General features: G+C 51.5%; 7 protein-coding genes and 2 pseudogenes. 1 reads left to right on the forward strand and 8 read right to left on the reverse strand.

All coding sequences use genetic code 11. The features are described 5' to 3' along the window. Positions 1–114 precede the first annotated feature (114 nt). The 7 genes and pseudogenes from P1U71_RS17000 to P1U71_RS17030 all read right to left on the reverse strand — a co-directional run bounded on the left by P1U71_RS17000 (position 115) and on the right by P1U71_RS17030 (position 7,458). A pseudogene (locus P1U71_RS17000) lies at positions 115–636 on the reverse strand (transposase). Between the two features lie 67 nt (positions 637–703). Then, on the reverse strand, positions 704–2,218 hold the full coding sequence (locus P1U71_RS17005) for an AMP-binding protein (protein WP_301106866.1): 1,515 nt from the start codon (positions 2,216–2,218) through the stop codon (positions 704–706). 32 nt (positions 2,219–2,250) lie between these two features. After that, positions 2,251–3,423 (reverse strand): acyl-CoA dehydrogenase family protein, encoded by a 1,173-nt coding sequence (locus P1U71_RS17010; RefSeq protein ID WP_301106867.1) that lies wholly within the window; start codon positions 3,421–3,423, stop codon positions 2,251–2,253. A gap of 16 nt (positions 3,424–3,439) precedes the next feature. Continuing rightward, positions 3,440–4,684: a dihydrolipoamide acetyltransferase family protein gene (locus tag P1U71_RS17015; protein WP_301106868.1), complete on the reverse strand. Its 1,245-nt coding sequence runs from the start codon at positions 4,682–4,684 to the stop codon at positions 3,440–3,442. Positions 4,685–4,686: 2 nt separating this feature from the next. Further along, entirely contained in the window at positions 4,687–5,472 is a 786-nt protein-coding gene (locus P1U71_RS17020; protein ID WP_301106869.1) for an enoyl-CoA hydratase/isomerase family protein, read from the reverse strand. A 13-nt stretch (positions 5,473–5,485) separates the two neighbouring features. Further along, positions 5,486–6,460 carry an alpha-ketoacid dehydrogenase subunit beta gene (locus P1U71_RS17025; protein WP_301106870.1) on the reverse strand — a complete coding sequence of 325 codons (975 nt, stop codon included), beginning with the start codon at positions 6,458–6,460 and terminating at the stop codon, positions 5,486–5,488. Between the two features lie 2 nt (positions 6,461–6,462). Continuing rightward, positions 6,463–7,458 carry a thiamine pyrophosphate-dependent dehydrogenase E1 component subunit alpha gene (locus tag P1U71_RS17030; protein WP_367281215.1) on the reverse strand — a complete coding sequence of 332 codons (996 nt, stop codon included), beginning with the start codon at positions 7,456–7,458 and terminating at the stop codon, positions 6,463–6,465. A 440-nt stretch (positions 7,459–7,898) separates the two neighbouring features. Here P1U71_RS17030 and P1U71_RS17035 point away from each other — a divergent pair, with 440 nt between their 5' ends. Beyond that, the gene (locus tag P1U71_RS17035; protein WP_301106872.1) at positions 7,899–8,687 is read left to right on the forward strand and encodes an IclR family transcriptional regulator; all 789 of its coding nucleotides are present in this window, start codon (positions 7,899–7,901) and stop codon (positions 8,685–8,687) included. A 63-nt stretch (positions 8,688–8,750) separates the two neighbouring features. Here P1U71_RS17035 and P1U71_RS17040 read toward each other — a convergent pair. Next, a pseudogene (locus P1U71_RS17040) lies at positions 8,751–9,466 on the reverse strand (hypothetical protein); the annotation flags it as partial.

Genomic DNA, 9,466 nt, shown 5'->3' on the forward strand with positions numbered 1-9,466 from the left:
GAACAGAATGATTTCTTTTACCTGACATGTCAACTTGAGAGTAGCATTCAAGGTGTTGTCAGACGAATGCGACTTAGTCTCTGAATAGCGCAAAATGGCATAACGGTGCCTCTATTATGCCGCGCCTAGTTGCAGCCACTTGGCCAGTGCGGCATTTCTTTGAAGCTTGAATGTTTCTCGGTTGGTTAGGTGGCGTTCATGGTTGAAGTGATTACGGACGGATGCGTGGATTGAGACAAATTTCTGCAAACTTTACAAGCGCCCGAATTTCAACATCGCCTGCTTTCTTCGTCGAAATGAGAGATGAGAATTTTCACAGCGATTGTTCTTCCACCGGCCTGTTTCTTGTGGTGCCTCATTTCCAATTATCTTCACAAAGATCTCATCAAGATACCATTTCCAGTTTGAATAATTGTGAAACGTATGGATCCGTTTCTTTCGGATGTCGCGTGCGATCATCGGGCCAAACCGGTTCCACCAACAGCGCACAGTCTCGTGACAGATATCGATGTCCCGTTCATGAAGAAGATCTTCAACATTTCGTAGGGAAAGCGGAAACCTAACATACATCATCACCGCCAGGCGGATGATTTCAGGAGATGTTTTGAAACAGCGAAATGGGTTCTTGTTTTTCATTCCAGGATTCTATGGAATTGCTAAGATAGGGTCAAAGCCCGATTTTCCTCTGGCAGAGCCACTAATATCATTGTCTACTTATAGGGCCACAAAACGCAATTTGGTCCCGCAAGACGCGTTTCAAAATCTTGCCTGAAGGATTTCGCGGCAAAGTATCTCTCAAGAAAAAACGTTTCGGCACCTTAAAACCGGCCAGATGTTCCCTGCAATATGATTCAAATTCCTGATCACTAAAGGTTTCTTCGTTTTCCAACACAACCACCGCGACCGGCACTTCGCCCCATCGGGGGTCTGGCACACCAACTACGGCGGCTTCCAGAACTCCCGGAATCTGATAGATTACCCGTTCGATTTCCGATGACGCGATATTCTCTCCTCCTGAAATTATCATGTCCTTCTTGCGGTCGGTCAGATAAAGGAACCCGTCGTCATCGAGATAGCCAACATCCCCTGTCCGGAACCAGTCGCCATGTCGCGTCTCGGCTGTCTTTGCCGGATCCTTCCAGTATCCTTCCGCCACCTTCGGCCCACGGAGGCAGATTTCACCCTCCTCCCCTGCCGTGAGTGACGCACCCTTATCATCCGTGATGCGGATAGAAACATGCGGCGTTGCCCGACCAGTCGAGCCTATTTTTTCAATCTCCCACCCTAGCTCCATAAAGGTATCTCCGCTGCAGGATTCTGTCAGGCCATAGGCGTCGATATAACGCCCATTTCTGAAGAAATCCTGAAACTCACGAATGCGGGCCTCCGGTGTTTTTTCACCGCCTCCAATGCACCATTCAAGACTGCTCACATCATAATTTCCACGGTCGGGATGGCTTAATATTCCTGAAAGCATTACCGGTGCCAGCCATGCCCCTGTGAGCTTTTCCTCTTCAATAGCCGAGAGGACTTCAAGCGGATCATATTCACGATGAACCCTCAACATACCGCCCAGCCATAGAACGGCAATCCCCGGAAGGTCAAAAGCACCGACATGGTATAGCGGCCCGGTAACAAGCAATCTGGTTTGCTTGCTCAACCCAAGAACGACCACATGCTCCATACATTTCCAATAGAAATTCTGGTAGCTATGCATTACCCCTTTCGGGCGATCTGTCGTTCCTGAGGTATACATCAGCCGAAATAATTCATCTGGCTTCACATAACTTTGCGGTGGGATCGGTCCTTCCCTACCCGTCAACGTCAGTATATTCTTCTGCATCCCACCATCCAGGATCCGAACCGGAATATCAATTTCCAGGATATCGGCGAACTCCTCATCCCCAAACAGAAGAGAGGCCTCTGCGTTGCCAATAATATAGGCGACTTCATCGGTCGCGAGTCGATAGTTTATTGGCAGGAAGACTGCACCCAGATAGCTGCAGGCAAATGACAATTCCAGAAAAGCCGGACTGTTCTTCATGAATGCCACCACGACATCCCCATTGCTAATCCCCTGCTCAGCAATATACCGAGCTAGTTGCCGGACACGCTCCCAAAGGGCGCCATAACTGATGCCACGGTCTTCATATGTAATGGCGATGCTGTCGGGATCGCGCTGCGCATGATAGTTTAGGAAACTGCTGAGGTTGATCATAGCTGTCCTCCCGCCATATATTTATCTTGCTCTTAATAGGAGCGTGGCATTCCCAAATCATGCACGGCAATAAAATTCAGGATCATTTCCTCAGAAACCGGTGCGAAACGGAACAGCCGAGCATCCCGCCAAAGCCGTTCAAGATGAGATTCCGTCGCATAGCCCATACCGCCCATGGCCTGCATTGCTCTTTCGGTAGCTGAGGCAACTGCTTGGGCAGCAATAAGCTTGGCTGCATTTGCCTCACTGCCAAAGGGCTCTCCAATATCGAACTGAGCCGCCGCCTTATAGTTCAGTAAGCGCGCAGATTCAATTTCCGCCTTTGCCTGGGCGAGCGGAAACTGAATTCCCTGATAGGCACTGACCGGCTTATCACCGAAGACTTTCCGTTCATTCGCATAATCAATCGCCAATCGCAGCGCAAGATCCCCTGCGCCCACGAGACCTGCCGTCGTGACAATGCGTTCTGTGTTCAGCGTATCAAGCAATTCTTTCCACCCGCCATGCAGCGTGCCAACAAGTTCATCCGGTTCAATACGCACATCATCAAAAAAGACGGAGCAAGATGACAAGGTCTTGGTGCCAACCTTGTCGATGGGATGATAGGTCAGGCCTTCACGTTCAACATCAATCATGAACATGGAAAGCCCGTCCGTTTTTTTCTGAACATCCTCTACCTTTTTGGTGCGGGCGATCACCAGCATCTTCTGCGCATTGTCCACAGCTGTGATCCAGAGCTTTTCTCCGTTCAAGCACCAGCCGCCGCCATCCTCACGCGCAAAGCTTTTAAGCTCTAGGCTGTTACTACCCGCCCGCGCTTCTGTCAGGGCCATGCAGAAATTGATTTCGCCTGAAATCAGCTTAGGAAGAAGCTCGCGTTTCATCTTGTCAGTGCCATATTTGGAAATCGTAACGCCACCGAAAATTGGGTTGATCATAAAGAGTTGGCCGAGTGTCGACCCGCCACCACTGGCCGACAGATTTTCTACAATCAGTGCCATTTCAAGCATTCCGGCACCAGCACCACCATATTCCTCCGGCAATGCAACGCCTGCCAGACCAGCATCGCAAACCGCCTGCCATAACTCTTTCGGGAATTCTTTTTTTGCGTCCTGTTCCCGCCAGTAATCCACACCGAATTCCGCGCCTACCTGATAGGCGGTTTTCGCGATCATTTTCTGTTCGTCGGTTAAACGAAAGTCCATTTATTTGTCCCTTATTCTAGCTGACCAACAACCTGAGCGGTTTTTCGATATTTGCCTTGATGGAGTTCAAAAATGCGAGCCCGCTTACACCATCAAAAATTCGATGGTCACAGGAAAGTACCAGCCCCATTTCCTGTCTCAATTCAGGCTGCCCCAGCTCATCGGGCCGGAAGATCTCGCGGATGCTCCCGACGCCGAGGATGGAGGACTGCCCCGGATTAATGATCGATCCCATATAGGTGACGTCAAACATCCCCGCATTGGAAATCGTCGTGGAGCCGCCAATCAGATCATCAGAAGTGAGTTGGCCTGTTCGTGCCTTTTCAGCAAGCTCCCTCGCCGCCTTGGCGATGGATGCAATACCGAGCCTGTCAATATCTTTCAATACCGGTGCAAACAGCCCCTTGTCCGAACTGACGGCCATTCCGATATCGGTGGTACCGTAAGTCACTATTTCGCCATCGCGCCACACGCAGTTGGCAATTTCATTTTCCTTGAGCGCACGGGCAACAGCGGCAATGATCAGATGATTGATGCTGATATTGAGGTTTTCATTGTCAGAATTAAGTTGTTGACGCAGCAAAAATAACGCCCCAGCGTCCGCTTCCGTTGACAGGTAAAAATGCGGCGTATCGCGCTTTGCCTCGCTCAGGCGGCGAGCAGCGGCGGCCTCATAAGACGTTGCAGCGCGACGACTTGGGAGGGCGTCCGGTGACGCAGCCGCCACGCCGCAACTTAGGGTGACGCGAGACGCGTCGTCGGCGATTGCCGCGCGCACATCCTCCGCCTTGATCCGTCCTTTGGGACCGGACGCTATCACACCCGCCAGATCAATGTCATTTTGGAGGGCAATGCGTCTGGCAAGCGGCGTCGCGACAATGCGCGCGCTTTTTGCTCCTGACGCTGTGTTCTTTCTCACCTCTGCGAAAGCAGTAGCGGCGGCTGTTTCCTTTTCGGGCTCGTGCGTCGTTGCATTGGCTTCCTCTATTTCGGCTGAAACCTCAGGTATTGCGGTAGCACCGACATCCCAATTCGCCAGCGGCGTCCCCACAGCAACGGTTTCCCCCGCCACCACAAGGATGTCATGCAAAACACCATCGGCGGGAGCCTCGATCTCATTCGCTATTTTTTCTGTCTCAACAACCAGAACAACGTCGTTTTTCTTGAAACTGTCACCGGGAGAAACAACCCATTCGGATATGGTGCCTTCCGTCATGGTCAGCCCCAGCTTCGGCATGGTCAGGTTGGTCACAGGTGACATGTTTACTTTCCCTCGAAGCGCGCCGGTCGCTTTTCAAGAAACGCACTGCATCCTTCATGGGCATCCTTGGAATCCAGTACAAGCCCGATCAAGCTTTGCTCATACGGTAGGGCCGCAGAGAGCGGCATATCGGCGCCGTTCAACAAGCCGCGCTTCAGCAGCTTGAGGACGAGCGGCGATTTATGAGCTATTTTTTCCGCCAACTCCTTCACATGCGCCATCAACTGGTCCGCCGGGACCACCATATTTGCAAGTCCGAGCCTCACGGCCTCCTCCGGGTCAATTCGATCCCCGGTAAACATGATTTCTTTCGCACGACAAAGCGGAATCTGCCGTATAATTCGTTGGGTCCCGCCGGCGCCGGGGAACAGGCCTAGGGTTATTTCGGGGAGACCCAGCTTTGCTTTATTGGAGAGAATCCTGATATCCAGAGCAAGAATTAGCTCGGTTCCACCGCCTAGTGCCCAGCCATTAACTGCAGCAATAGTCGGCTTGTCACAGCTTTCGATTCGGCGGAATACCCGGTGAATAACCTCGGCGAATTCCTCATAATGGGCAAGCCCTTCCCTCGAATTGAGGTCACTGATGTCCCCTCCGGCGACAAAGGCGCGATCGCCCGCGCCGGTGAACACGATCACCCGCACGCTATCGTCATTCTCCAGCTCTGTAAGCGCCTTCTCCATCGACAGGAGTGTCGGTACATCCAAAGCATTGAGCGTTTCCGGGCGATTGATGGTCAAAGTTGCAACAGGTCCGTCCTGCTCGATAAGGATAGCTTTTTCAGTCATTTTTATCTCCGGATTACGCGAGCACCTGCTCAACGGCGGCAATAACATCCTTCGCATTTGGCAGATACTGATTTTCAAGGGATTTCGCAAAAGGTGTTGGCATAAAGGGCGCGCCGACTCGCTTGATCGGAGCGTCCAGCTCATCAAACCCGATATCCGACATACGCGCGACGATCTCCGCCCCGACGCCAAAGGCCGTCACCGCCTCATGCAGGACAATCAAACGATGTGTCCGTGCGAGAGAGGCCAGCACGGTTGCCTCATCCCAAGGCTGGATTGACCGCAAATCGACCACCTCGACAGAAATATCGCGCGGTGCAAGCGTTTCGGCAGCTTGCAAGGCCGTGTTCACGGCAGCACCGTAGCTGACGATAGTGACATCATCACCTGATCGCGCCACATGGGCCGTACCAATCACGATTGTCTCACTTGCGTCGTCAAATTCCCCTTTAAGAGAATACATGGCCTTGTTCTCGACAAACACGACCGGATCCGGATCCATGATGGCAGATTTTAACAGCCGGTTGGCATCGGACGGATTGCTCGGCACCACGACCTTAAGGCCTGGTATATGCGCGAACCATGCTTCCAGGCACTGGGAATGCTGCGGCCCGGCGTTTACGCCACCACCATGCGGAGTACGCAGAACCAGCGGCACGGAACATTGCCCGCCGAACATAAACCGTGCCTTTGCCGCCTGATTGACCATCGCATCCATGGCGATGGTGACAAAATCCATAAACATGATCTCGACAACGGGCTTTAATCCACTCATCGCTGCGCCGACTGCCGCACCGACAATGGTCGCTTCAGAGATCGGTGTGTCCCGCACCCGACGATCGCCATATTTTTCAAGCAGTCCTCGTGTGACACCAAACGGGCCGCCCGCTTCGGCGATATCTTCACCGAACAGAACCACCGCAGGATCCGCTGCCATCGCATCATCAAGGGCCATATTCACGGCTTTTGCATATCTAACGTCAGCCATCTTCAAACCTCTTCTACTGCCGTATAGACATCCGCCTTTGCCCGGCTGAAATCGGGCGCGTTGCCGCCCCGGCCAGCCTCGACCGCCGCATTGATCCGCGCCTCAATAGTGCCGCGAATTGCTACAACTTCTTTCTTGGGAATACGCCGTTTCGAAATAATCGTTTCAAGCTTGGTAATCGGGTCATGATCGGGAAGCGAATTTATCTCCGATTCCGCGCGGTATTTCTGCGGATCCCCCTCAAAATGCCCTCTCACACGATGCGTGACGCACTCCAGCACATATGGCCCCTCGCCTGCCCTTATCGCCGTGACAAGCTCTGATGCAGCCTCATTGACAGCCAGCACATCATCTCCATCCACAAACGCCGATGGAATGCCAAAGACTCCGGCCAGTTCCCGCACATTCGCGTTGAACTGGCGGCCCGTCGGAGAAAATTCAGACCAGCCGTTATTCTCACACACAAAGAGAATGGGAAGCTTCCATAGAGCCGCCAGATTGAAGGATTCATGGAGCACGCCTTCCGCAAGAGCGCCATCCCCGAAAAAGGCAACGGCTATTGCGCCATTCTCCTGCACCTGATGCGCAAGGGCGCTGCCAACTGCCAGCGGGATTCCCGCACCAACAATCCCGTTCGCCCCGAGCATACCGACCGACATATCCGCCACATGCATCGACCCGCCCCGGCCACCGCATATTCCTTCTTCCTTGCCCATGACTTCGAGAAAGAAGCTGTTGAGTTCCACTCCCTTGGACAGGGCATGCCCATGCCCCCGGTGATTAGAAGCCAGCGTATCCCTTGTCTCAAGCGCAGAGGTCACTCCAACGCATACTGCCTCCTGCCCAACACTCAAATGAATAAAACCCGGCACCTCGCCATCCGCAAACAGTTTACTTAATCTGTTCTCCGCTTCCCGCACGAGCAGCATCCGCTCATAAAATTCCAACAGTTGGGATATAGGCACCGAATTGTCTGATTTCGTTGGTGACATACGCATTCGCCTAATTTGAGAGGGCAGCAAAAATTCACTTGAATATATTTCTATATGAGAATAATTTTCTGTCAAGAGAATGTATATTTTTTGATTAGCGCCTATTTTGTCTTCTTTGGCCGAGGAAAAAATGGTCGGCAAAAACAACAGATCGCAATGTCATTTATGGAATTAAAAGTATCGTCCCCTCACTCTTACGGTATAGACAAAGTTATGAGTAAATCGAGGATAGAAATTACCTTTTAAAATAAGCATTTAGACATTTATTCGCCCTAAAATGGAGAAGGTAGAACCACTATTTAAGACAAGAGAAAAAGTAGTCATTCAGTTGTTTATTTTTCTCTGAGAATAAGGAAGTAAATTCTATTAAATACCGGCTTGCCCGGAGAACTGGATCGTTTAAAATGATTTTGTTATATTCCAGAAAAGCAGAGTAGTGGAGCAATATGAACAGCAAGACTATTCCACAAACAAAACTTGTAGGCGCATTGATTGGCGGCATTAGCGTGCTGAGATATTTAAGCGCCGGCAATGGTCCACTTGGCGTTACACAAGTCGCTCGCGATCTAAAAATAAACCCAAGTACCTGCTTCAACCTGTTACGCACTCTGGTTCATGAAGGGTTGGTCGTCTTCAACCCAGACACAAAAACCTACCAGATTGGCCTAGGGCTGGTTGAAATTGCACATTCAGCACTCAATAGCGCCAGTTTGGTCCGCATGATACAGCCACTCCTCGACGAAATTTCAACCGAGAATAATGTTACGGTTACATTATGGCAAAAGGTACGGGATGACCGGGTCATGCTAATTGCCATTACAGGATCCGGCGCTGTGATCAGTATCCATATGAACATCGGCCAAAGGCTTCCATGCTTTGTCGGTGCTCTCGGGCGTTGCTTCGCCGCCTTTTCCGGTCTTCCCAAAAAGCAGCTGAAAGCAGCGTATTCAAGCATTCGGATAGAAAACCCCGCCCCTTTCGAGGAATGGTATGAAAGTCTTACAGAGGTTCGCAATAGCTATTGCGCAATCGACGAAGGAAACTTCTCGCGGGGATTTACGACAGTTTCTGCGCCGGTCTTCGACCTTGAAGGACAACCCGTAATGACGATCAGCGCCGTTGCGGTAACCGCACAGATTGATCAGCAAAATTTGAAAAAGGTGGTCAACTCGGTGAAAGGTGCGGCAACTAAAGTCACGGCGGCCATACAAGGCATTCCCATAGCAAGCACCTAAGCTACTAAAAAATGAGCGGGGATTTCCCCGCTCATTCCGTCTCAATTAGCTATCCAAGCCCTATTAGTTGCCAAGTGTTGCAACATCAACCTTGGACATTACGTTGTCCCAGAGCATCTTTGACATTGCCTCCCGATCACCCTGGATCGGTTCGTACATCTCTTCCCACTTATTGATGAGTTCGACAAACTTGTCCATCAGCGGCTCAGGATCTGCAATCTTATACTTGGTTTTCGCCAATTCGATCACAGTCGCACGGTCAGTTTTCAGGAAGTCCGCAACTGATTGCTTAAGCCCATCAGAAGCCTCGATAATCTCAACTTTCTTTTCTTCGGCAACGGCTTCGACTTCTTCGTCTTTCGCCATGTAGCCAAGCGCCGCATCAATCAGACCTATCGATGCGTTCTTCATCAGGATTGTCCGCTGCTCATTGCTAAGCGTGGCCCAATGCTTCGAGCTGACGGAGAAGATACCCCATGAACGGTAAGTCCCAAGATCCAGCTTGGTAACCTTGCGGGCAACATCCCAGATGCTGTGGCTTTTCAGTGCGCCTGTCGGCTGAATAGCAACTTCAACCTGACCACGGGACATCTGCTCATACATTTCGCTGGACGGAGCGGACACCGGAATCGCGCCAACAGAAACAGCCCAGCGGGACCACAGGGCGCCGGCCGTGCGGATTTTCTTACCCTTAAGAGCCTCAACCGTGCTCATATCCTCAGCGGCAAGCAGCTGATAGGCTGACGTGCTGGTCGTACCCAGAACAACAAGGCCATTGC

Origin of the sequence: Sneathiella sp. (genome assembly GCF_029233945.1) — a bacterium.
Taxonomy (GTDB): domain Bacteria; phylum Pseudomonadota; class Alphaproteobacteria; order Sneathiellales; family Sneathiellaceae; genus Sneathiella.